The sequence below is a fragment of the Psychrosphaera algicola genome, assembly GCF_028401425.1.
GTDB lineage: Bacteria > Pseudomonadota > Gammaproteobacteria > Enterobacterales > Alteromonadaceae > Psychrosphaera > Psychrosphaera algicola.
Genome location: NZ_JAQOMS010000002.1, coordinates 1,096,736 through 1,118,976, shown reverse-complemented (window position 1 = coordinate 1,118,976; position 22,241 = coordinate 1,096,736). Strand labels below are relative to the sequence as shown.

21 protein-coding genes, 1 tRNA gene and 2 pseudogenes are annotated in these 22,241 nt (G+C 39.1%); 11 read left to right on the top strand and 13 right to left on the bottom strand.

What is annotated here, in order from left to right; translation table 11 throughout:
- The first annotated feature begins 3 nt into the window (after positions 1-3).
- From PN838_RS06035 to PN838_RS05995, 9 genes and pseudogenes are all read left to right on the top strand, one after another.
- Positions 4-738, top strand: coding sequence for an ABC transporter ATP-binding protein (locus tag PN838_RS06035; protein ID WP_272180030.1), 735 nt, complete (start codon positions 4-6; stop codon positions 736-738).
- On the top strand, positions 735-1,172 hold the full coding sequence (locus tag PN838_RS06030; protein ID WP_272180029.1) for an ABC transporter permease family protein: 438 nt from the start codon (positions 735-737) through the stop codon (positions 1,170-1,172). The genes PN838_RS06035 and PN838_RS06030 overlap by 4 nt, the downstream gene beginning before the upstream one ends.
- 5 nt (positions 1,173-1,177) lie before the next feature.
- Positions 1,178-1,531: pseudogene (locus tag PN838_RS27065) on the top strand (ABC transporter permease subunit); the annotation flags it as partial.
- A gap of 29 nt (positions 1,532-1,560) precedes the next feature.
- Positions 1,561-1,902: an ABC transporter permease family protein gene (locus PN838_RS06020; protein WP_272180027.1), complete on the top strand. Its 342-nt coding sequence runs from the start codon at positions 1,561-1,563 to the stop codon at positions 1,900-1,902.
- 132 nt (positions 1,903-2,034) lie between these two features.
- Positions 2,035-2,640 carry a trimeric intracellular cation channel family protein gene (locus tag PN838_RS06015; protein WP_215962265.1) on the top strand — a complete coding sequence of 202 codons (606 nt, stop codon included), beginning with the start codon at positions 2,035-2,037 and terminating at the stop codon, positions 2,638-2,640.
- 352 nt (positions 2,641-2,992) lie between these two features.
- Positions 2,993-4,448: pseudogene (gene gnd / locus PN838_RS06010) on the top strand (decarboxylating NADP(+)-dependent phosphogluconate dehydrogenase).
- Positions 4,449-4,730: 282 nt separating this feature from the next.
- Positions 4,731-5,534 carry an ABC transporter substrate-binding protein gene (locus PN838_RS06005; RefSeq protein ID WP_272180026.1) on the top strand — a complete coding sequence of 268 codons (804 nt, stop codon included), beginning with the start codon at positions 4,731-4,733 and terminating at the stop codon, positions 5,532-5,534.
- 71 nt (positions 5,535-5,605) lie between these two features.
- Positions 5,606-5,815, top strand: a complete 210-nt coding sequence (locus PN838_RS06000; RefSeq protein ID WP_272180025.1) for a hypothetical protein — start codon at positions 5,606-5,608, stop codon at positions 5,813-5,815.
- A gap of 1 nt (position 5,816) precedes the next feature.
- A complete protein-coding gene (locus tag PN838_RS05995; RefSeq protein WP_272180024.1) occupies positions 5,817-8,159 on the top strand; it encodes an ATP-binding protein in 2,343 nt (780 codons plus the stop codon).
- Between the two features lie 72 nt (positions 8,160-8,231).
- On the opposite strand, the gene PN838_RS05990 is transcribed toward PN838_RS05995, so the two are convergent.
- From PN838_RS05990 to PN838_RS05965, 6 genes are read right to left on the bottom strand one after another with little or no spacing between them, the layout of a single operon-like run.
- The gene (locus tag PN838_RS05990; protein WP_272180023.1) at positions 8,232-8,777 is read right to left on the bottom strand and encodes a response regulator transcription factor; all 546 of its coding nucleotides are present in this window, start codon (positions 8,775-8,777) and stop codon (positions 8,232-8,234) included.
- Complete coding sequence (locus PN838_RS05985; protein WP_272180022.1) at positions 8,767-10,008, bottom strand: ATP-binding protein; 1,242 nt, start codon at positions 10,006-10,008, stop codon at positions 8,767-8,769. The genes PN838_RS05990 and PN838_RS05985 overlap by 11 nt, the downstream gene beginning before the upstream one ends.
- 52 nt (positions 10,009-10,060) lie before the next feature.
- Positions 10,061-11,245: a hypothetical protein gene (locus PN838_RS05980; RefSeq protein WP_272180021.1), complete on the bottom strand. Its 1,185-nt coding sequence runs from the start codon at positions 11,243-11,245 to the stop codon at positions 10,061-10,063.
- Complete coding sequence (locus tag PN838_RS05975; protein ID WP_272180020.1) at positions 11,242-12,423, bottom strand: MbnH family di-heme enzyme; 1,182 nt, start codon at positions 12,421-12,423, stop codon at positions 11,242-11,244. The genes PN838_RS05980 and PN838_RS05975 overlap by 4 nt, the downstream gene beginning before the upstream one ends.
- A gap of 39 nt (positions 12,424-12,462) precedes the next feature.
- A complete protein-coding gene (locus tag PN838_RS05970; protein WP_272180019.1) occupies positions 12,463-12,861 on the bottom strand; it encodes a hypothetical protein in 399 nt (132 codons plus the stop codon).
- Positions 12,821-13,435 carry an MbnP family protein gene (locus tag PN838_RS05965; protein WP_272180018.1) on the bottom strand — a complete coding sequence of 205 codons (615 nt, stop codon included), beginning with the start codon at positions 13,433-13,435 and terminating at the stop codon, positions 12,821-12,823. The genes PN838_RS05970 and PN838_RS05965 overlap by 41 nt, the downstream gene beginning before the upstream one ends.
- Before the next feature lie 272 nt (positions 13,436-13,707).
- On the opposite strand from PN838_RS05965, the gene PN838_RS05960 reads away from it, so the two are divergent.
- Positions 13,708-13,992, top strand: coding sequence for a hypothetical protein (locus PN838_RS05960; protein WP_272180017.1), 285 nt, complete (start codon positions 13,708-13,710; stop codon positions 13,990-13,992).
- A 79-nt stretch (positions 13,993-14,071) separates the two neighbouring features.
- Positions 14,072-14,569, top strand: coding sequence for a LabA-like NYN domain-containing protein (locus tag PN838_RS05955; RefSeq protein ID WP_215962256.1), 498 nt, complete (start codon positions 14,072-14,074; stop codon positions 14,567-14,569).
- Positions 14,570-14,597: 28 nt separating this feature from the next.
- Here PN838_RS05955 and PN838_RS05950 read toward each other — a convergent pair whose 3' ends face one another.
- The 7 genes from PN838_RS05950 to PN838_RS05920 all read right to left on the bottom strand — a co-directional run bounded on the left by PN838_RS05950 (position 14,598) and on the right by PN838_RS05920 (position 21,960).
- Positions 14,598-15,521, bottom strand: coding sequence for an AEC family transporter (locus PN838_RS05950; RefSeq protein ID WP_272180016.1), 924 nt, complete (start codon positions 15,519-15,521; stop codon positions 14,598-14,600).
- A 342-nt stretch (positions 15,522-15,863) separates the two neighbouring features.
- The gene (locus PN838_RS05945) at positions 15,864-16,718 is read right to left on the bottom strand and encodes an HD-GYP domain-containing protein (RefSeq protein ID WP_272180015.1); all 855 of its coding nucleotides are present in this window, start codon (positions 16,716-16,718) and stop codon (positions 15,864-15,866) included.
- On the bottom strand, positions 16,667-16,981 hold the full coding sequence (locus tag PN838_RS05940; RefSeq protein WP_272180014.1) for a hypothetical protein: 315 nt from the start codon (positions 16,979-16,981) through the stop codon (positions 16,667-16,669). The genes PN838_RS05945 and PN838_RS05940 overlap by 52 nt, the downstream gene beginning before the upstream one ends.
- Positions 16,982-17,321: 340 nt before the next feature.
- A tRNA-Pro gene (locus PN838_RS05935) sits at positions 17,322-17,398 on the bottom strand.
- 150 nt (positions 17,399-17,548) lie between these two features.
- Positions 17,549-20,326: a pullulanase-type alpha-1,6-glucosidase gene (gene pulA, locus PN838_RS05930; RefSeq protein ID WP_272180013.1), complete on the bottom strand. Its 2,778-nt coding sequence runs from the start codon at positions 20,324-20,326 to the stop codon at positions 17,549-17,551.
- Between the two features lie 37 nt (positions 20,327-20,363).
- Positions 20,364-21,311, bottom strand: a complete 948-nt coding sequence (gene rlmF, locus PN838_RS05925; protein WP_272180012.1) for a 23S rRNA (adenine(1618)-N(6))-methyltransferase RlmF — start codon at positions 21,309-21,311, stop codon at positions 20,364-20,366.
- 37 nt (positions 21,312-21,348) lie between these two features.
- Positions 21,349-21,960, bottom strand: a complete 612-nt coding sequence (locus tag PN838_RS05920) for a carbonic anhydrase (RefSeq protein WP_272180011.1) — start codon at positions 21,958-21,960, stop codon at positions 21,349-21,351.
- Positions 21,961-22,241: the final 281 nt, after the last annotated feature.

The following is a 22,241-nucleotide window of genomic DNA, read 5'->3' as shown; positions in this document are numbered from 1 at the left end:
GGGATGTTAGAAGTTAAAGATTTAGTAAAACATTTTGGTGATATAAACGCTTTAAACAACATGAGTTTTTCAGCAGAAGATGGTCAGATTACCGGTATTTTGGGACCAAATGGCGCGGGTAAAACGACCGCTCTTCGCGTGTTATATGGGTTGTTAAAAGCTGAAGAAGGCCAAGGGTTGATTAATTCAATCGACAGCCAAGTGGACCCAATCAGCGCACGTCGTCAAATCGGTATTTTTCCAGACAAGTTTGGATTATACGAACGTTTAACCGCAAGAGAACAGATCAGTTATTTTGCAGAGTTACACGGCCTTAAAGGTCAAAAATTGGAAGATGCATTGAGTAGCATCATTACCCAACTAGGTATTGAAGATATTGCCGACCGTAAATGTGCTGGGTTTTCGCAGGGTCAACGGATGAAAGTCGTGCTCGCGCAAGCCTTAGTACATCAGCCTAAAAATCTCATTTTAGATGAACCGACTCGTGGTTTGGATGTTATGAGTACACGTATTTTAAGAGATGTATTGTTAGACCTTAAAAAGCAAGGTAAGTGCATTTTGTTTTCATCCCATGTCATGCAAGAAGTTGCAGCACTATGTGACAAAGTTATTGTTGTTGCGAACGGTCAGGTTGCGGCCGTTGGTACACCACAGGAGCTCTGTGAGATGACGGGTGAGTCAACATTAGAGGAAGCGTTTGTGAGTCTAATTGGTAGCGATGAGGGAATTGCAGCATGATTTTTTCATTATTTAAAAAAGAGTTTAAAGATTCAGTCAGAGATAAACGTGCGGTATTTGCCGCAATGGCCGGAGCCTTGTTTAGCCCGATATTTTTTGCCGGCATGATGACGTTTATGCTTGATAAAGCTCGCAGTGTGGACGATTTGTATGTAGAGATCGTAAATGAAGCGCAGGCACCACATATCGTTGAGTTGTTAAATCAGCGGCAAATTTTCCATGCCGTTACCCCAGAACAAGGTAAAACTTTTGAATTGGATGGAGAGTCTGTCGAACATTCAAAAATTACCATCGAATTTGATGAAGACTTTGCCACACGTTTAGAGCTAGGTAAAACGGCGGAGATTAAATTAACGGCAGATTACTCTAAAAAGAAACGAATGACCGAGTCAGACGTATTCAAAGAGTTATCCAAGGCTACCAAAGTCAGTTAGTCGGGATGAAGTTAATGTCCCGAGGCATATCGCCAGATATATTAAATGCGATACATGTTGAAGAAAATGATACAAGTTCGCCAAGTTCTAAATCTGCACTTCTGTTAGGCATGTTAGGCATTATGATTTTAGTTGCAGTATTTGTTTCATCAACTAATACGGCGATTGACAGCAGCGCAGGTGAGCGCGAGCGTAATTCGTTGGAATTATTATTGATGCAACCGGTGACGACATTGCAGGTAGTTGCGGCTAAAACACTTAATACAGGTTTATTTGGCGTTGCCGGCGGCACATTGAGTGTTGGCTTAACGGCATTGGTCATACCATTTATACCGCTCCATAAGCTGGGAATGGCATTTCACTTTGATGCCGGACTTGCGTTTACTATTTGGTTGTTATTATTACCATTAGCGTTTTTGCGGCAGCTTTTCAATTGCTTACCGCATTTCATGCGAAGTCGTTTAAAGAAGCACAGTCTTATATTCAATATACCATTATCATTCCGGTTGTTGTTCCAATGGCCCTGGAGTTTAGCAACTATAAACACATGGCATTAAGCTATGTGCCAATTGTGGCGCAGCAACAAGCAATTAGCCAAATGATCCGTGGTGAACTTGAGAGCTATTTGCCGTTTATTGGCGGCTCAATTGTAACTGTTATTGCGACGGTATTGATTGTATTGTTTATCGCACGATCATTAAAATCGGAAAAAGTCGTACTTGGATTATAAAAACGATATGACTTATTAGTAAGTCAGCGTAAGTACGGATTTGTCTGCAAAAACCAACATTAGATATGTTGGTTTTTTATGTTTGATATCATGGTTTGGTAAATTTTAAATTTGTAGGAAGAGGAAGGTTAAATGGATTGGCTCTATACATTTGATTTAATCGGTTGCGGTGTGTTTGCCATTTCAGGGGCGATATTGGCATTTAAACGCAAAATGGATGGAGTAGGAGTGCTTGTGCTTGCAGCAGTAACCGCCATAGGCGGTGGCACAATTAGAGATTTATTACTGGATGCTCCAGTGTTTTGGCTAACAGATGCAAACTATTTTTATGTGATTTTTGTCGCGAGTTTTGGGGCCGTTATTTGGATCAATCAAACGCAGAAACTTCCCGCAAAGTCTCTTGAATTTGCCGATGCTCTTGGCTTAGCGCTTTTTGTCGTAATGGGCACTGAAAAAGCGTTGTCGTATGGCGTCTCAGATATCACTGCAATTATCATGGGGATGATGACAGGATGTTTTGGTGGAATGTTACGCGATGTGCTGGCGAACCGAGTTCCGATGATCTTACAAAAGGAATTGTATGCAATGTGCTGCATTATTGGAGCGTCAATTTATGTCCTAGCGCTGCATTTTATTCCGGGGATTGCGGTTGCATTAGGTTTTTCTACGGTCTTTATTCTTCGTCTAGCTGCCATAAAATGGCATTGGCAGATCCATGTATTTCGTTATAAGAATTAATGATTTGGTTTAGTTAATTTGTATATTTGAATATTGGTAAATTAATTTGGCTCGTTTATGGGGCAAAGAGCGAATTTTTGCTGTTTTATTAGGGTAAAGATGAATAATTAGACTAAGTTATGCTTGTCGGTGACTGTTCTATTCCATTTCTTTATTTGCTGAAATTCTAAAAGCGTTATATAAAGCTCGGATTAGTTAATATTTTAGTTATATAAAATTTTGCATATTGTCATCGTTTTCCGGTCTTAAACTCGTTTTAATACAAAGGATTGCTATTTTTAGTGGATAAATTTATCGAAGCTAATTACAAACGCACGATTGGCAATATTCTACAAACAGGAAAAATAAAACCATGAAATCAAAATCTGATATCGGAGTCGTCGGTTTAGCGGTAATGGGCGAAAATCTGATCCTGAATATGGCAAGTAAAGGCTTTACAGTAACGGCGTATAACCGTTCGACAGACAAAGTCGAAAGCTTTATAAACGGTCGTGCGGAAGGTAAATCCATTCGTGGCGCATTTTCGTTGCAAGAACTTGTTGATTCGTTAGAGTCACCAAGAAAAGTAATGTTAATGGTTAAGGCAGGCCAAGTTGTTGACGCTATGATTGAGCAAATTGCCCCATTGTTAGAAGCGGGTGATATTATTATTGATGGTGGGAATACCCAGTTTGAAGATTCAGATCGTCGTACATCTGAACTTAAAGCCCGCGGCATTCTTTATGTAGGTTCAGGTGTTTCAGGTGGTGAAGAAGGTGCCTTGTTAGGTCCATCTATTATGCTAAGGTGGTGCACCAGAGGCGTGGCCAACATTAAAACCTATCTTCCAAGGTATTAGTGCGAAAGTTGAAGGCGATGTACCTTGCTGTGATTGGGTGGGTAATGGCGGTGCAGGGCACTTTGTTAAAATGGTTCACAATGGCATTGAATATGGTGACATGCAGTTAATTTGTGAAGCCTATTTAATTATGCGCGACTTACTTAAAATGTCTGCTGATGAAATACAACGTGTTTTTGTGCAGTGGAATGAAACAGAACTTAGCAGTTACTTAATTGAAATTACTGCGGATATATTGGCTTATAAAGAAGCTGATGGTTCGCCGCTTATCGACAAAATTTTAGATACAGCAGGCCAAAAAGGGACTGGTAAATGGACTGGCGTTACAGCACTTCATTTAGGTACGCCGTTAACTCTAATCGGTGAAGCGGTATTTGCTCGTTGCTTATCTGCAATTAAACCAGAGCGTGTTGCCGCGTCAGGTCTAATTGAAGGGATCACTGAAGAATTTGATGGCGATAAACAAGAAATCATAGATGCACTAAAAGATGCATTATTGGCGTCTAAAATTGTATCTTATGCTCAAGGTTTTGCATTGATGAAACAAGCATCAACAGAATACAACTATCAATTGAACTATGGCGCAATCGCTTTGATGTGGCGTGGTGGTTGTATAATCCGCTCAGTTTTCTTGGACAATATTAAAGCGGCCTACGACAAGGATGAAAATATTGAAAACTTATTAGTTGACGATTATTTTAATCAAGTTGTTAAAGACGCTCAAAAAGGGTGGAGAAAGGTTGTTGCAACCGCGGCAATGAGTGGCGTTTCATTGCCATGCATGTCATCTGCATTAAGCTATTTTGACGGTTACAGAACAGCAAACTTACCGGCTAATTTACTGCAGGCCCAAAGAGATTATTTTGGTGCTCATACGTATGAACGAAATGATAAACCTCGCGGTGAGTTTTTCCATACAAATTGGACAGGTCGAGGCGGTGACACGGCTTCTACAACGTATTCAATTTAATTAAATAAGCGCGGTTAACACCGCGCTTTTTGGTTCTACGAGCTTATATTTTGTTATCCAACAAAAATGTAAAATCTATATTTATTCCCTTGGATATTCGCTAATTATTGCCCTTTGAACTACTATCAATGTAGTTTTCATTTTTATAAATTAGACTAATGAAATTATCTACTTACCTATTTATGCTGGTTTTTTTCAAGCCTTAGCGTCGCGTCACCGATTAAGACCTATAAAATTTATCATGATGCAGATTATTCGATAAATCGTGACGCTGCGTTGGCGATGAAAATTGGCTTGTTGACGGCTTTGTCGGAATTTGATTCAGAACCTTTGGGTTATCGTTTAGAAATCGTCGAAAAAAACCATAGAGGTAATGCAAACCGTAGCTTTAGCCATTTTAAGCAGTTTGAAAAAGACGATGATGCTCTGTTTGTTTTGGGAGGAGTGCATTCCCCACCTTATATTCAACACCGTGAATATATCAATCAAAGTCGGATACCTTTATTGATCCCTTGGGCTGCTGGTGGGCCTATCACTCGTTATCCCAGTGATAATAATTGGGTTTTTAGGTTATCAATTGATGATTCAATAGCAGGTCAAAGGATAGGCGAATATGCCATTGGTCAACTACAGTGCAAAAAGCCTCACCTATTTTTAGAAGATACCCAATGGGGAAAATCTAATTACAAAACAATATCGGAATATTTAGATGGCAAAGTCACATATGGCATTAGCTGGTTTGGCTGGAATACCAAACAAAACACTGCAAATATTGAAATTAGAAACGCCGTTGTAGGCGGCAGTGATTGTATCATTTTGGTGAGTAATTATACCGAGTCAAAACATTTTCTGAAGGCTATGGCTTTATTGCCTAAAGCGGATAGAGTGCCAATTGTCAGCCATTGGGGATTAACTGGAGGTGATGCTGAGGAGTTGATGACAAAGCAAATTAAAGAAAACGTTACGCTTTCATTTATTCAAAGTTGTTTTGGTTTTAGTGGAGCGTGGCAAACACCTTTCAGTTTAGATGTACATGCTCGGGTTAAAAAAATGTTTCCCGACGCAATAGGAAAAAAGACGAAGTAAAAGCCCAAGCAGGATTTGTTCATGCATATGACCTAGGAAGAATCGTAACTCAGGCTTTGCAACAAATTACAATGACGGATGACATGCCTAGTAATAGGGATAAGTTTAAGTCGGCACTGGAAAGTATTGAACGTCCAATTCGTGGGCTCATTAAAGAGTATAACAAACCGTTTACGCAGTGGCGTCAAACCAAAACCGATGCACATGAAGCATTAAAGTTAGAAAACTTCTGCATGGCAGAGTTTGATCAATTTAATCGAATAATGGTGTTGCCAAACTAATATGAAAACATTTTTAAACTGGTTCCAGACTAAATCGGGAAGCTCTTATCTGGTTTTGTTTTTTGGTTTTGTATTAACAACATTAGTCATCACCAATTTTGTATCAGAACGCGCATCTATTTCAGTAACTAAGTTACTAGACCAACATACTCAGTTGCAAGCTGAAGCCACTTTTAATGTTGTTGAACAGTTTGTTGATAATCGGATAAAAATCTTAAATGAAATCGCGATTTCACCGATTGTTGTGTCAAGTGTTATGGGGCTGGATGTTACTGGCGCAAACCTAGCTGATCACTTAACAAACCTAACAATTTTAGGAGAAAAAGAAGCCATTACGGTCGCTAATTTTAATGGTGATATTATTTATCCCTTGCCTCAGAAAGGGCAAAAGTTAGCAGATTGGACTAGCACAATTGACCATGTTGAAACCGATTTTATTTTAAATATTGCCAAACGGCGGCAGGAACACTTTTTTCAAATTGCCGTACCAATTAAATATAATGGTTTAACTGAAGGGGCGATAGTGCTTGATATCCGAAGTCATTCAATTGAATCACTTATAAAAAATACAATTGAGAATCATATCTACGAAGTGTTGATTAAAGATCTTCAAGGACATGTATTTGCAACCAATGACCTTAAAAAATATCGTTCAATATCAAATGCCGAGCTTTTAGACAAAAGCTTAGTTGTCCAATTTTACATATCCCGCGAAGGTGAATTACAAGAAAAATCTGAATACATTAATCGTATTGGGACAAGTTTGATTATTGGTATGTCAATCTGCTTCGTTATTTTGGTCATGCTCATTCGTTCTATATTAATCAGTCCGTTACAAAAATTGGCACATTCTCAAAAGCGACTCAAACATAGTGAAGAGCGTTATCAATTAGCAATACAAGGCAGTAATGACGGTATTTGGGATTGGGATTTTAATGATGATAGCTTGTATTTATCGCCGCGTTTCTTAGATATGTTGGAAATCGCATATGATGAAAATACACCAACGATACGCTATTCGATGGCTCAAATTTTTAATGATTTTGTTCATGCTGATGATAAAGAAAACAACCGAAATGCACTTAAAAGACATTTGGAAACCAACGTGCCTTATGATTTTGACGTTCGAATGGGCAATGGCGTAAAACCATATCGCTATTTTCGGGTGCGAGGAATTGTCCAACGTAATGAAGCGGGTAGAGCTATTCGTATGGCAGGATCATTGTCGGATATTGACGAATTGAGACGCCAACAACTCGAGTTAGAAAACGCGTTAAAAATGGCTAAATCTGCGAGTAAAGCAAAAACAGAATTTTTAGCGAATATGAGTCATGAAATACGAACGCCAATGAATGGTGTTTTAGGCTCATTACAAGTATTGCAACGTATGGAACTACCTGAGGCGGCACATCAATTGGTCGATACGGGAATTATTTCATCACAGTCATTGTTGGCAATAATTAATGACATTTTGGATTTGTCTAAGATTGAATCGAATAACGTAAGTTTGGAAATGTTACCAACCGATGTTGTTGAATTAATGCAAACTGTTAAGTCTGAATTTGCATTGGCTGCATCGCAAAAGAAACTCGATTTGAATTTTTCGGCTGACCCAAATATGCACAAAATGTGGATTGTCGATCCCGTTAGAATTAAACAGATTATTACAAATCTTTGTTCAAACGCGGTCAAGTTTACCGGAAACGGATCAGTTAAAATTAGTCTAAACGAGCAGAATGAATGCCTTGTTATCTCAGTAACAGACACCGGGATTGGTTTGTCGAACGAACAATTAGGCAAGTTATTTAATCGATTTGAGCAGGCCGACTCATCAACAACGCGCAAGTATGGTGGCACGGGACTTGGATTGGCAATCTCTAAAAAGTTAGCCGAAATAATGGGCGGTGATATTGAGGCAATAAGTGAAGAAAATAGAGGCTCTTGTTTTACGCTTCGAATACCAGCTAAAAAGTCGACTCTGGAAAAAGTTAAAAGAGCGGAAAAAGAACTTGATAAAGCGCCTGATATTACTGGGAAAGTAATATTACTTGCGGAGGATAATAAAATTAATCAAACAATTTTTTGTTCGATAGTAAAACCTACAAACGCGATTATTGACGTTGCAAATGATGGTGTTGAAGCGGTTATTGCTGTAAACACACGACTTCCTGAAATGATTTTTATGGATATTCAAATGCCTAATATGGATGGTGTAGAAGCCTGTGCAAAAATTAAAGCACAGTTTCCGCATATTCCAATTATCGCATTGACCGCAAATGTAATGAATGACGATGTAAAAAGTATATGGATAATGGCTTTGACTCTCATCTCGCTAAGCCGATAAATATAAAAGAATTATATAAGGCGATACGGGATTTTATCTGATAATTTGCGGTTATGGTGAGCGTTTTTAGATCTAAATTTGTGGCTTTTTAGCAAGCTTCCGTTGTAAGGTTCGTCTATGTAAACCCAGTTGGCGCGCCGTCGCAGAGATATTGCCGTTATTGGTTTTTAGTGCCTGTTGAATATGTTCCCATTCTAATCTAGCAGTCGTCATTTTTGTTTCTGCGTGGACCGAATTATTTGCTGTACCGTCCAGAGCAACTAACAAACTAGCAGCATCAATCGGTTTTGATAAATAGTCATCCGCACCTGATTTTATCGCTTCAACGGCGGTGGCAATACTAGCATAGCCAGTGAGTAAGATGATTTTACTACTCGGTAGCGCTTGCCGCAGTGCAGGAAGAATATGAATTCCGTTTTGGTCGCCAACTTTCATGTCGAGCAGAACAAAGTTTGGCAATTGTTGTTGGGCTGTGTTTAAGGCGTCATCTAAGTTATTCTCGACAAGAACGTCGTAATGATAACGGGTAAGCCGGCGTGCTAAAACCGCAGCAAAATTCACATCATCTTCGATAATTAACAAACGGCCTAATGTCGACTTTGTTAGTTCACTGCTCATCAAGTGCGTCCCTTATCGGCAGAAATACTTCGGCAACAGCCCCTATTTCTGGATGATTAAATAACTTTAACTTACCACCAAGTTTTTCCAGGGTGACATGGGATAAGAATACCCCCATTCCTAAGCCATGTTTACTATCGACTAATTCCACGCCTAACTGCAATAGTGTTTCTTGCTTAATGCTAGGGCCAAAATCTCGAACAGATAAACAAATGAAATTGTCTATGGTTGTAATATTGACGATGACTTTATAACTGTGATTTTCACCACTGGCATTAACTGCATTTTGAATTAAGTTTAATAGTGCGGGCAGTAATACTGGTTCGGAGACAATTCTAGATGTGGTTTGTTTTTCAAAATTCCAAGTTACTTTGGCAAGTGGAAAGCTAATTTGAACTTCTTGTTTTAGCTCTTCAATTAATGAAAATACGCTGACTGGCGATTTAATATTGTTTCTTACTTTCTCTGCAATATCTCTAAAATTAACTAAATGACGTCGACAAGTGGCAAGCTGTTCGTCCAATAATATTATAGTAGGATCTTCTATTTTTGAGTGTTCCTGAAGCTCTTCAGCTAACAAATGAGCAGTTCCTAATGGCGTTGCTAATCGATGGGCAAATTGCGCGGCTGCAGCGCCAAGAGAGACAAGTTGCTCCTGTCGTAATTGTTCTTCACGGTGCTGGCTAATTATCTTGTCTTGGCGACTTATCGCTTTGATTAACGCCACAACAATGATAACGACAACGAGTGCAGATAATAAGAAGTTAAGCCACATACCAAATAGATGTTGCGCTAAATCCATATTATGTAGTGCATGCGGATCAATACTAAATAGCAAAGTTGAATAAGCAGACATTGATAAAAAGGTCACTATCAAAAGCCAACGTTGTGTTAATGACACTGAGGCTATTGCGATTGGCAACAGCAATAAGGATACAAATGGATTTGCAGCGCCTCCGGTAAAATACAATAAGACACTGAGGAAAATAATGTCTACGGCGACAAACGAAAAATAAGCCGTTGTACGTATCGAAGGTGTTTGCTGAAATTTGACGTAAAACCCAATATTTACGATCAGCTCGGCCAGAATAATGCTGTAAAGAACGGAGTATGGAAAATCATAATCGAGCCATTGTTGAGATACAATAATGGCCAAAAGTTGGAGCGCAATAAAAACAAACTTGGCATGTATTAGAGGTTTAACTTGTTGATTGTTTTTTATTATTTGCATATTGCCAACGGTTGAATTAACTCGGTTTTAAAGGAGATAAATGTGAACACTTTTATAGCAGGTTATGTTGCCAAGTGAAACCGACAGACCAAACTTGCTGTGTAGAGTTTATCATTGTCTGGTCATAACTCGTCTCAAGCCTAAACGTAACCTTGTTTTGCCACTGCCAGTTGTACGTTATTGTTGTCTGTTTAGGTTCAAAGTTCTTATTATACAACCCCTGTTGTTCAATAAATGCGGTCGTTGTATTTTTAAACTGATTATTTACCACTAACATTTCATGTTGTGCCACTAAGCTGTGATTTTGCCATTGAAGACCAAATAAACCACGATATCCAGTTTGTTGTAATTTTACCTTTGCACTTTGCGAGGTGTCTGAAAATACGCCGCTTTGCCGACTTTCGATTATTTCAAATTCAGTCATTAAAAGTAGGGCGTTTGAATATGATTTTGTGAATTTTAAAAAACCACCAAGCATTTCGATATCACCGGTAAAATAGTTCTCAGGTGTATTTAACGTTGTCGAATTTGAGTGATTATGATCTGAGCTATATCTCAAGTCTTGTCGTGAAAGTGCCGACCCCTGTGAATACCACAAACCGGATTGAGCGTCGATAGATATAATTGTGTCTTGGTAGGTTAGGTAAAGTGCTTTGCTGCCTTCTGAGCTTGTATAGGGCCAACTGTCGCCATTCCAAACTTCTAATCCAAATTGAAATTTGTGCCAGTAATATTTTGACTTTACGCCGGTGTCTTTATGATGTCCGCCAAAAAATGTCTGAGCCAAAAGTGGTTTAGTATTAAATTGACTTTGTGAAGCATGATGGTTTGCCGTTGATGTGATGTCGGTTGCCATTAAGCCAATTTCGACATCCAATCGACTATGGTTCAATTGAAAAATTTTATTAAACCAAAGCTCCTCTAGCGATAGCTCTCCCTCGCCAGCATGCTGATGGAATCCAATTTTGCCATGGACGCTGACTTGATCTTCTAAAACTAATTTACCCGTTAATTGGGTATCATCAATTGCAGCACCTTTTAGTCTAGGGGTTGATTCACCTCCCATCAGTAGGCCTAGGATCATCCACACTTCATCGGTCGTTGCCTTGTTTTGAAAGCTCATTGCCGTTTTTAGCGTTAAGTGAGTTGGGGTTTCGTCGACACCTGATTCATGTGCATAGCTACAAAATGCCATCAATGGTAGCGTGAATAGCGTGGTAAGATTAAGTTGTTTCATCTTTGCTCGGTAAATGGATTTGAAAATCGTGGGTTGGAAATAAATTTGTCGTCAGTCAGTGATTCTAAAAAAGCAATGACGGCATCAATTTCTTCTTCTGTTGCATCAAAACCTTGTATTAATCCAGACTTTAAAGGGCTTACTCTGCCATCTCCGGCATTTTTGCCTGTTAACGTAACACTGCCGCCTCGGGCATAATGTTCAATCACGCCTCGTAAACTAGCAATGCTGCCATCGTGCATATAAGGACCGGTTAATGCAATATTACGCAGACTTTGTGGCCGAAATAGCCCTTTATGAGTAGGGTTTAATGTTAGGTCATATAATCCCTGATCTTCATCTGGGTAACTTCCATCGCCGCCGACGTTGTATAGACCGTTATTAAAGAAAGGAAATTGTAGGGCATCTAAAGCCGTATTTGCATCACGATAAGATGATGAAAAGTTGACACCTGAATGACAGTGAAAACACTCAAACTTCTCGCCATTAAAAAGTTGAAACCCTCTGATTTGTTGCTGTGTCAGTGCTGATTTATCACCTAATAAGTACTTATCATAAGGACTGGATGCGCTTATCATCGTCCGAACAAAGCTAGCAAGGGCAAAGATGATCTTGTTCATTGTAATGTTACTTTTGTCACGCGATGTATCCGGAAAGGCGAGATTGAACATCGTTTGATAATCTGGGTCTTGTTGAAAACGCGTTAACACGTCTGGCAATACGGCGTCGGTAACGCCTAGTTCAATTGGGTTATCAGCACGAATAGGCACATTGAGCTGCTCTTCAAGTTCAAAAAACCATTGTTGCTCCATGGTCAATGTCGAATGATAAACCACGTTACCAAGACCTTGACTGTTGCGAACGAGTTGGTGGCCACTAGAGCCTAAGGGGGCAGTCAATCCATCAGCAAATGCGCTTCCTTGTTCATGGCACGACGCACAAGATTGGGTTTGATTAGCAGATAACTTAGTATCGTAAAATAGAAACCGACCTAAGGTGATTTTTTCTTGGGTCAGTGGGTTGTAATCTGGAATAGCAGGTAAGGGCATGTGATCGGGTAGATCTAATAAACTGCGCAAAGATTGAGCATCATCTGTATTGGTAAATGTTGAGTTTGAATCAAATTCACACCCTGAAAGTAAGGCTAAGCCACAGACTAATGTGAAAAAACGGATCATAAAAACCTTAAAAAAAGGGGCGTATGCCCCGGAGGAAAACTAGTGTTGGACAACTTGGTTAGTGTCGCTCGAACTGCTACCATCATCGGTAGATAGTCCAAGGTTTTGAAAAATTGCCGCACAGTCTGGTTGCATTTCGGGACTTGCAGAGTGGCAAGTAACTGAAGGGCTATCCATCATTTCAGTGTCGGCGGTATGGTCGCCATGACTGCTCATTGCTGGGGCAAAGCTTAGTTGGTCTAGTAATTTATCGATACGAATGACAACAGTGTCCATATTAGGTTCAAAATCTGTGATCTCAACTTTAGGAGTGTTAACAAAGTCGCATTTTTCTTTGTTTTCTAAAGCAAGTAAACTGTCGTCGCCACAACCCCTACTGCCAATGTGTATATAACCTTCACCGGTATTTCCCATCATGCTCTCTATAGCAAAGTTCATTACAAAGTGACGATAGCCCGAAGCCCATGGACCAGTACATCTCGTTTAATGGTGATGGGGCGTCTTCTGCACTTTGTGTTGCGATAACTTCTTTCATGATGGCTTGAGGAACACCAATATCAAAGGTGATTTTGTTAACGCCAGTATCAATCATTTTACCTGTCATAACATTATTGGTCCGTGCGGTACCTTCACTATTAGGAATCGCGTCAGATGTGCACTTACCCGAACTATTACTAGTGAGGTCAACAAGGCCTACAAATCCTAAGTCATGATTGAGTTGAAATTCATTGCTATCAAAAGATGCTTCTATCTTTTCACCATATTGGTCAAATAGCTCAATATTACTTACATAAAAACGGAGGTCACTAACACCAATTGAATAATGTCCCTCATTGCCAAAACCCGATACCATAGAGTCGCAATCTACGTTTTGGTCGCCGCTCATTGCAGAGAAATTAATTGTAAATGGGGTCATGGTTAATTCGTCTTCGGTACCACTGTCGCTGCTGCAACCTGATAACAACGCCATCGTGGCTATGGTGAATAAAGTCGATTTAAATTTATGACGCATTTTCATCTTTTCCTTTGAAATTACACTAGGTGAGTACATTAAAATGTCGAACTCAAGCTTATGTTGTTACTATAATTTTTTTATAAGGCCACTCAATGTGACAAATTGTCGCACCTTTATTAATGTTGCTTTTGTGCAGCTGTTTAGTTTATGTAGTTTTGTTATATTGATAGCATTTCTAACAGATACGGAACTGTGATTTGGGGTAAAAATATGAACGTGATAGTTAGTTCTGATGTTTTTAAAAGGAAGTTTATCAACGACTATTCGAATTGTATCAATCGTCCAAAGCGGGTAATGAAATTGAGAAACAGAAACATCGAGTTGAAGGGTTTATTGCGGCTGGGGAATTTATGAACCTTATTTCAAATGACGAAGGAAAAATTCTTTTAGAACAAGCTCATATCGATGTCTTTGGAGAGACAATTTTGTGTCGAAAAAATAGATTAGAAAAGCGCCGTAACGCTGTGCTTCAAAATAATGTGAGCTATTTTGACGAACCTGCAATTTTAAGAAAAAGTCGTAGTCAGAAAAATAAAGATACCGAAGACCGATAAACATCAAATTATTAGATCTTTCTTAGCATTATTCTAAACAGCAAACATCACAACATTAAAATAGGGCATTTATAACATCATGGCAAAAACGGGTCAGGAAAATTTAGGAAAAATTGCAATATTTGTTGATGTACAAAACATCTATTACACGACCAAACAAGCCTTTGGAAAATCGTTTGATTACCGTAAGTTTTGGCAGACACTGTCGTACCAAGGCGAAATCAAAAATGCATATGCGTATGCCATTGCGAGTGAAAATGATGGCCAAAAGAAGTTTCAAGATGCCCTGAGGCATATAGGCTTTGACGTGAAACTAAAGCCTTATATCCAACGAAAAGACGGCAGCGCGAAAGGGGATTGGGATGTAGGGATCACAATAGATGTCATGGATGCCGCACCACAAGTTGATACCGTTATTTTATTATCTGGTGACGGAGACTTTGAACTCCTCATGACCACGATTAAGGGGCGTTATAAGGTTCACACGCAAGTTTATGGTGTAGAAGCCTTAACGGCAAATTTACTAATAAGAAGTGTTGATAAGTACACCCCTATATTACCCACACACTTATGTTGAATATTAAGCTGGCATACAAGGATTCGATTTAGGCCATGCCAAATACTTTTAATAAGTAGTAACCAATCGCTATTGTAAATGGACTCACTAACGTTGAAAGCGCGACGATCTCGGCAGAGAGTGCCCCATGGGATGTCATTTTATTGGCCATGACGTAAGCTGCAACTGCAGTGGGTGCAGAGACCATAAAAAACAGTAATGTCGTATCCGTTTTATCAAAGCCAAAAGGAATCGCGGCCCACATCGTTAAGAGCGGAATTAATATCAGTTTAAGAAACGTAATAGCAATCGCATCTCTATGATTTTGCTTAAAGCTTTGCCACTGTAAACTCGCTCCTAAACACAATAAAGCGAGGGGCAATGTAAGTTTACCTAAGTACGCCATTGACGTGATGACCACCTGCGGTGGATGTATTTCACTAGACGAGCTGATAAGGCCGAGAACAATTGAAATAATTAATGGATTTTTAGCGATGGTAAATAAAATTTTTCGATTAAATGTCGTCAATAAAACAACAGCGATCAGATTATATAAAATGGTTAGAAAGGCGAGGTAAATTGCAGCCTTCCCTAAAATATCTTGTCCTAAAGCACGCTCACACAACGCCAAGCCTATGATAGCCATATTTCCTCGGTATGCACATTGCGCTAGTACGCCACGTTGGCCGGAGTCGGGTTGCTTACGGTAAAATAGCCAAACGACGACCACAGTCACAATTGTCGCTACGATGGCAAATCCGATGAGCGGTAAATTGAGGTTTGTCGAAATCGAATTTTGAGAAACATTTAAATAAAGTAAACAAGGCAAACTGATGTTGAAAACGAGGGTATTACCAGAAGAGACAAAGCCATCACTGATCCATGTTTTATGTTTAAACCAACCACCTAACAGTAAAATAAACAAAATAGGAAGTGTGATTTCAAAAGCACCAATGACCAATTCTAAATTCATGAAATTCCTAAGGTTGAGTTATCCAAATAATGTCTCTTACGCTTTGACCGTCTATTATACCAATTGAGACAATGGCGTTTGGCGATAACGATTTGCAAAGCAATTCATTATAGGCTTTTCAACAGCTTCTAAAAGTAGTTTTTACTTAGCTTTTTTGGATAGTTGATCTTTTAAATCAAGGATGATTGGCGCCGATTGGTTGACACGCAAAATACGACTTTCGATTTTCGTTATTGTGGGGATCTGTCATGAGGTTTAAACCGTGTTAGTTTAAAAAGCTCCATTTGAATAAAATGAACTAGGAGCTTGGCAAAATGCGATAAAGTACGCAATTGCCACGTGTTAATCTAATTTATAACGACCACCGAATGTTGGGTCTCGTTCAAAGCAGGAAATAAAAGCATCCAAAACATAAGGGTCATACTTTGTCATTCGCCCGGCTTGGAGTGTTGCAATTGCTTTTGCAATGCCGGGGCGTTCTCGATAAGGTCGATCATTTGCCATTGCATCGTATGTATCTGCTACTGCAATTATTTTTGCTTCTAAAATGATTTCGTTTTCTTTTAGTCCTAACGGATAACCTGAACCATCTAATCGCTCATGATGCTGGCCTACCATTTTTTGAATGGGCCATGGGAAATGGGCATCTTTCAAAATAAATGCACCTTTTTCTGCATGCAATTTTAAATATTCAAATTCCGCTTGTTCTATTCTGCCACTTTTGTTCAGTAATTGTGATGGAATTACGATTTTACCTAAGTCATGAATTAACGCGCCAATTCTAAGGCCAAAAACTCGATCGGCCTTTAATCCAAGCTCTATCGCAATTTGCTCACTTATATGGGCAACATTTTTCTGATGGTGGGTTGTATAAGCGTCTCTGAGTTCAAGGGCATTTGAAATGGCCATTAACATTTCAACTAAAATTGTATCGTTGGAAAGTGACTGGAAATTTGCTTTAAGGTCGAGATAATGATCTTCTGCAGTCTCAAATTTACGACGAAGTTTGCGAACGTTTTTTCTAAATATCTTTGAAATGTTGGCGACTGTTTCAGAGTTATAATGATTGTCGCTTGCGGCGCCAATTACGGCAATGACTTTGCTTTCAATAATGAGAGGGAAACATATATATTCAGCAATTTCGTCTAAGGGGTGTGGAAAAAATGACTGATAATATTTTTGGTCCTTATTCGGCATTCGTAATACTTTTTGACTTTAATGGACTCTGACCAAGGGCCAACATTGGGTAAATAGCTGAACTTTTTATACCCATTTTCCATTTTTGAAATAACTGATTTTGACCAAACCGTTAAGCTAAAGTTATCGACATTTTCATCAATAAAGTGAATGTAACCATAGATACTGTTTGTAACCCCAATAAAGATTTCCAAAAATTCATGGGCAGCTTCATTCTTGGTTAAAAATGTTTGAGATAAAAACGTATTGAGTCGGTTTTCCATAGTTCCCTTGCCAGTAAATCAATGATAAATCCGTGAGTAGAGCTAAGTATAGTTGATTAATGGCAGTAGATTTAAAAGACGTTGTTTTTGTTGATATACATCAAATAGAAAGGAAAAATAGTCGACACTTTTTAGATTTACGTCAAGGAGTGTTTAATTAATAGGCAATAATTAGAGTGAAGGTAGAGTTGAAGCTAAGACTAAAACAAATCAACTCAATTGATCCATATTTTCTATAAGATAAAATGGATCCGCTTCACCAATTTTAATTTATAACGGATAAAAGAATAACTGAATGAGTGGGCGGCAAATTCAGAGATGCTCTGAAAGCCTTTAAAATTGGTCGGACTGGCCAGATTCGAACTGGCGACCCCTGACACCCCATGACAGTGCGCTACCAAGCTGCGCTACAGTCCGACACTAGTGTACGCAGGGGATAATATAAAACTGCGGCTGAATTGCAACCTGTTAATTATACTAATGTTTTGTTCGGCTAATTAATGGTCGATTGGCGAAGCAATAAAAGCCAAGCCCAACTCTGGACTTAGCTGTTATTCTTTTTGGCGATTATCTGACAAGTACGGCAGTTGTATAGGCGGGTATTGTTACTGTTGTATCGGCAATGTGTGTTTGTTTGACAATATCGTCAAAGCCATTGCGTTGTACCGGATGTAACTTGTACTTATTTGCCTGAGGAATCGATATTTTTTGGCTCGTCGCGTTATTGTTAAAAATCACAACAATGGAGTCATAGTTAGGGTCTAGTTGACCTTTTGTTGTGTCACCCAAATTTACGTCGTTTATTTTCATGACAATTAAACCAGCAACATGTTGTGGGCCAGTATTCATAAATTGCACATTTTGATTTATTTGCTCCGCTGTTCTCAATCGGAATAGCGCAGAACTGGTTCTGATCCTGATAAAGTCCGCAAATATGTTAGCACTACGTTCAATTTGAGCGGGGCTTACATCGTCATTGTTGCCGTTTTTATCTAAGATTTTCGAAATAATTGGCCAGTTATCTTGGTCTTTTTCCGCAGGCGGTAATCCCACATCGTAGTTGTTTGTTTGGTAACTAAAATCAACTTTATTAAACCAATCGCCGTAATCGTAGCTGTCGCGCAAAAAAGCTTTAGAGCGGAGCAATTCAGATCCCATATGTAAAAACGGTATACCTTGCGCTAACAGAGCGTATGACAACGACTGAGATTGAATCCTTACCCTATCATCACTTGTCATATTAAACGGCAGTCTATATTGATGATTGTCCCACAATGTTTGATTATCATGTTTTGAAACATAATTAATCGTATCAGCAGGGTCTGACGCATAACCCGCAGGATTACCGCCGTATAGAACGTTAGTGCCAGCAATAAGTTGCCCGTTAATGTCATTGAAGCTAAACGTCTTTAAATTCGCAGCTAGCCCTAAACGAACGATGTCCATCGAGTTATTATAATGAGCTTGTTGATTGTTTCCTCTTTGCATTTCGTTTGGTACAACATACAAGCCATTACCAATTCCCTGATCAAAGCGGAGTTTCTCTGCGTTCGTTTGAAAATTACCGCCACGTATTGCATCTCGCAGACGGTCGGTAAATGTGCCAATTTCTGTGCCACTGAGTTCTTGCTGACTTGCTTGAACAAATTGGGCGTTGTTGCCAACTTCACCAAAATTCCAGCCTTCACCATAAAAGTAAGTATCAGAGTCAACTTGTTGAACGGCTTTGCGGCTTTCCAACATCGCTGATTTTGGTTGGTGTCCCATCAAATCAAAACGGAAGCCGTCAATTTTGTAATCTCTTGCCCAAACCACCAATGAATCTTTCATTAGTTTAGCCATCATGGCATGTTCAGTTGCACTATTGTCACAACAGGTCGATTGTTCAATTGCGCCTGTTTTGATATTGAGGCGATGGTAGTAACCCGGCACAACTTTATCTAGAACCGATTTTTCAGCTAATCCAGATGCAAATGTGTGATTGTATACAACGTCCATGATGACTCTAAAACCTTTAGAGTGAAGGCTTTGCACCATTTCTCTAAATTCAACAATTCGATTAATACCCTCAGGATCCACCGCGTAACTTCCCTCTGGTACAGTATAGTGGAATGGGTCATAACCCCAGTTGTAGTCGTCATTTCCACGAATTTTCTCAACGAGCGCTTGTGCGTCACCGGTTCTTGGATCGTAACTTTGTAACTTCTGGCGCAGAGTCTCATTTGTCTCCAAGTTTAAACAAGCACTCAACTCAGGAAATTGTTGGCACACCTTAGTCATAGAGTCGTCTAGGCTAATAGCAATGCTTGGGTCTTCATTAATTGTTGATAAGTCATACGTGGGTAAGAGGTGAATGGTATTTAACCCGGCTTCTTTAAGCATGGCTAAATGTATCATCCCAAAGCTATCGGTTTCTGAAAATGCCTTATATTTACCTTTAAACAAGTTGTTGCTTAGTGCCGTATCTGAGGCGCTAAAATCTTTAATATGGGTTTCATACAAAATAAGATCTTCTGGTGCTTCCACTGTTGGAATGGAGTGTGAATCCCAACCAAGGGGCTTAGTTGCAACAGAAGTTAAATCGACAATTTGGCTGTACTTACTATTTCGTGACAAACTTAAGCTGTAAGGGTCAGTTACGGTAACGGTTTCAAATTGGTCGGTGGCCGGATGAAATAAAGTCAGCTGGTATTGATAATACTGTGATATCAAAGAAGCGGGACCTTTTATTGCCCAAGTGCCTGTTTTGTTATCTTCGACCATCGCCAGTTTTGCAGGAGTTAGTGGCTGTTTGTTTTTATCAAAAAGCAATACATTAACAGACACAGCTGTTGGTGCCCAAAGCTTAAATTGAACCTCTTTAGGGAGTACTGATGCGCCAAAATCGTTTATCTCGTCGGCATCATCAAAAGACGCGGTATAAAGGTGGTCAATCGCGCCGTATTGCTGCAACTTGGTGGTTTGCTGCGAGCTGCCTTGTGGCGTATAGATGACTCGATTTTTACTTTTTAGAAGGCGTTTAACGTCAGGAAGTTCCTTTGATTCAAAAGCATTGAGGTGACTTAGATGCGGAAACTTTTCACTAAGTCGCGCAGGAAATTTGACAGCTCTGAAAATTGTCATTACTTCCATGCCGTCAATTAACGTAGAATGTAATGTGACTTGTTTTACGTTAGTAGGAGAGTCTAAAGCAATGATATTTGCTTCGAGCCAATGGGCGTCATTGGCAAATTTGGCTGAATCAATAGAGCTTGAATTTGACTCTTTTTGTGTACAGCCAGAAATAGAATAGGTTGTTGTTATAACGGTTAAAACAACAATTACTTTGGTTAATAAATTAAACATGCGTTTGTTCCCTGTTAAAGGTGAGGCAGCGGCTTAATTAGTCGAACCAATGTTTATGTTGCTCCGACGTCAAAAAACTCCACGCGACAAATCGGCTTACTTTATTGCCTTGCGCCATGTCGACTGTTTTTACCTGGACTGCTTTTACCTGATTTAATGCTGTGTATATGGCAGGAAGGTTTTGTTTTTTTGAAATCAGCGATGTAAACCACAGTACTTGTGATCCAAATTGTTGACTTTCCCTTACCATATTTTGGACAAAACTAATCTCACCGCCTTCACACCATAGTTCATTACTGCGGCCGCCGAAGTTGAGCTTCAAATCTTTTGAACTAGTGTTTTTACCTTTGTTCAGATTTTGTATTTTTCGTTTTGAACCTTGTTCCGCTTCTTCTTGAGATGAATGAAAAGGCGGATTACACATGCTAAACGTAAACCTATCATTTTGTTTAATAATACCGTCTAAAACATGCAATGAATTCGTTTGCATACGTAATTTTAATGCTGATTTAAGCTTTGGGTTAAATTGTGATAATTGTTTTGCCCAATTGATAGAATCAGGGTCGATGTCAGTACCGACAAACTGCCATTGGTATTCGTGGTTACCAATAATGGGATATACGAGATTCGCCCCAGTACCTATGTCTAAGCCTTTGATTTTGCGATTAACGATTTTTTTAATTTTGGTGGACGTTTGAATTAGGTCCGCCAAATAATGAATGTAATCTGCACGCCCTAGGATAGGCGGGCATAAAAATTGTTCTGGTAAATCCCAAGCAACTAAACCGTACATCGATAATAAAAGGGACTTATTAAGCTCTTTTACTGCGATATCGTCAGCAAAATTGATCGTAGCAATCCCTTTAGGGTTTGTCTTTAAATACGATGTTAAGGTTGGGTTTACCTTACACAGCTCAGTGAAATCGTAACCGACACCATTTTCAGATGTGTGTCGATTTCTAGGATGAAGCTTTGATTTTTGCAAGGTATCACTTAATTTTAGTTGGGTTAACTAATGATAGTTAAAGTTCAGAAAACTCTTTACTGTCTCTATTATAAACTTCGATTTTACCTGACTTTATGTCATATACCCAACCATGTAGTTGTAATTCGTTACTGTATAACTTAGTAAAGACCGCAGGGTGGGTAGATAAGTGACGCAGTTGCAAGACAACGTTTTGTTTAGTGACTTCGTCTAAATGGTGATCCCCTAAACAATCATTATGTTGATGTTCAACTGCTTCTTTAGCCGCTCGGCAATGATCTAACCAAATTTTTACATGGGGTAAATTTTTAACGGTTTCGGGCTGCATCGCAGCTGTCATTGCTCCACAATTACTGTGACCACAGATCACAATATGTTTTACACCTAATACTGACACTGCATATTCAATTGAAGCGGTCATTCCACCCGTTTCATTTGAATGTGGCGGTACTATGTTACCTGCGTTTCGGCAGATAAACAGTTCTCCGGGGTTACTTTGAGTAATTAAGTTAGGATCAATCCTTGAGTCCGAACAGGTAATAAACAATACTTCTGGGTTTTGGTAATCAGCAAGTTTCTCAAAACGCGCTTTATGCATTGGGTATACTTCTTGTTGGAATCGTTTGAGCCCATCAATAAACTTCGGCATTTATTTAGTTCCTATTTTCAGTCTCTATTCACAGGTTATTTTTGTTGTGATTCTGCGAGCGCTAAGGATATAGGGAAATCGATGGCTAATAAACAAAGTTTGGAAATTTGTTAAAGTGGTCTTAGCTGTTGATTTGAATTCTTTGATTTTATTCACTTAATTAAAGAAGAGGTAAATGGTAACTGTGCTGCAAATAAGGGGTATAAAAACTGATATTAATCAGTATGTATTATTAAAAATGGATGGATTATGACAGTCATTAAAAACGGGCGAACAAACCG

Excerpts from the sequence above, each read along its gene's own strand:
- PN838_RS06035 (WP_272180030.1), top strand. The coding sequence starts at position 4 with ATGTTAGAAGTTAAAGATTTAGTAAAACATTTTGGTGATATAAACGCT.
- PN838_RS06030 (WP_272180029.1), top strand. The coding sequence starts at position 735 with ATGATTTTTTCATTATTTAAAAAAGAGTTTAAAGATTCAGTCAGAGAT.
- PN838_RS06015 (WP_215962265.1), top strand. The coding sequence starts at position 2,035 with ATGGATTGGCTCTATACATTTGATTTAATCGGTTGCGGTGTGTTTGCC.
- PN838_RS06005 (WP_272180026.1), top strand. The coding sequence starts at position 4,731 with ATGAAAATTGGCTTGTTGACGGCTTTGTCGGAATTTGATTCAGAACCT.
- PN838_RS06000 (WP_272180025.1), top strand. The coding sequence starts at position 5,606 with ATGACGGATGACATGCCTAGTAATAGGGATAAGTTTAAGTCGGCACTG.
- PN838_RS05995 (WP_272180024.1), top strand. The coding sequence starts at position 5,817 with ATGAAAACATTTTTAAACTGGTTCCAGACTAAATCGGGAAGCTCTTAT.
- PN838_RS05990 (WP_272180023.1), bottom strand. The coding sequence starts at position 8,777 with ATGAGCAGTGAACTAACAAAGTCGACATTAGGCCGTTTGTTAATTATC.
- PN838_RS05985 (WP_272180022.1), bottom strand. The coding sequence starts at position 10,008 with ATGCAAATAATAAAAAACAATCAACAAGTTAAACCTCTAATACATGCC.
- PN838_RS05980 (WP_272180021.1), bottom strand. The coding sequence starts at position 11,245 with ATGAAACAACTTAATCTTACCACGCTATTCACGCTACCATTGATGGCA.
- PN838_RS05975 (WP_272180020.1), bottom strand. The coding sequence starts at position 12,423 with ATGATCCGTTTTTTCACATTAGTCTGTGGCTTAGCCTTACTTTCAGGG.
- PN838_RS05970 (WP_272180019.1), bottom strand. The coding sequence starts at position 12,861 with ATGAACTTTGCTATAGAGAGCATGATGGGAAATACCGGTGAAGGTTAT.
- PN838_RS05965 (WP_272180018.1), bottom strand. The coding sequence starts at position 13,435 with ATGCGTCATAAATTTAAATCGACTTTATTCACCATAGCCACGATGGCG.
- PN838_RS05955 (WP_215962256.1), top strand. The coding sequence starts at position 14,072 with ATGGCAAAAACGGGTCAGGAAAATTTAGGAAAAATTGCAATATTTGTT.
- PN838_RS05950 (WP_272180016.1), bottom strand. The coding sequence starts at position 15,521 with ATGAATTTAGAATTGGTCATTGGTGCTTTTGAAATCACACTTCCTATT.
- PN838_RS05945 (WP_272180015.1), bottom strand. The coding sequence starts at position 16,718 with ATGCCGAATAAGGACCAAAAATATTATCAGTCATTTTTTCCACACCCC.
- PN838_RS05940 (WP_272180014.1), bottom strand. The coding sequence starts at position 16,981 with ATGGAAAACCGACTCAATACGTTTTTATCTCAAACATTTTTAACCAAG.
- pulA (WP_272180013.1), bottom strand. The coding sequence starts at position 20,326 with ATGTTTAATTTATTAACCAAAGTAATTGTTGTTTTAACCGTTATAACA.
- PN838_RS05920 (WP_272180011.1), bottom strand. The coding sequence starts at position 21,960 with ATGCCGAAGTTTATTGATGGGCTCAAACGATTCCAACAAGAAGTATAC.